This is a genomic window from Enterococcus sp. C76 (assembly GCF_040886985.1).
Taxonomy (GTDB): domain Bacteria; phylum Bacillota; class Bacilli; order Lactobacillales; family Enterococcaceae; genus Enterococcus_B; species Enterococcus_B lactis.
In genome coordinates, this window is record NZ_JBFOEY010000056.1 from 1 (window position 1) to 363 (window position 363).

The 363-nt window shown below is 38.8% G+C and carries 1 protein-coding gene; it reads left to right on the top strand.

Features of this window, described 5'->3' with window-relative positions:
* On the top strand, nucleotides 1-363 hold a 363-nt coding region (locus AB3I00_RS14730), incomplete at both ends, for a hypothetical protein (protein ID WP_368025629.1).

The window sequence follows — 363 nt, forward strand, 5'->3', positions numbered from 1 at the left end:
GGTAGATATGCCTGATTTTGAACAAAAATTCAATGAAGCTAAAGAGACTGTCAAAGAAAAAACAATGGCAGCTGGAGAAGTTGCAGTTGGAGCTTATACTGGTAATCCGCAATTAGTTTTGGAAGGCATTTCCGGTTTTTCTTCTGGAAATGGTGGCATGGTTGATAAAGCTCTAGATTATACTGCTACGCAATGGTATGGTGATCCTGTCATGGATGGGTTCTTTGAATCATATGTTCCGCTAGGTGAAGAAGAAGTTTTAGCGTTATTGCAAGATGATGAGAACACAGAGTCCTTAACTGATTCAATAGATATTGAAAAGGTTGAAGACGCCGATGAAAGCTTAGAAGATTCTAGTTTGCT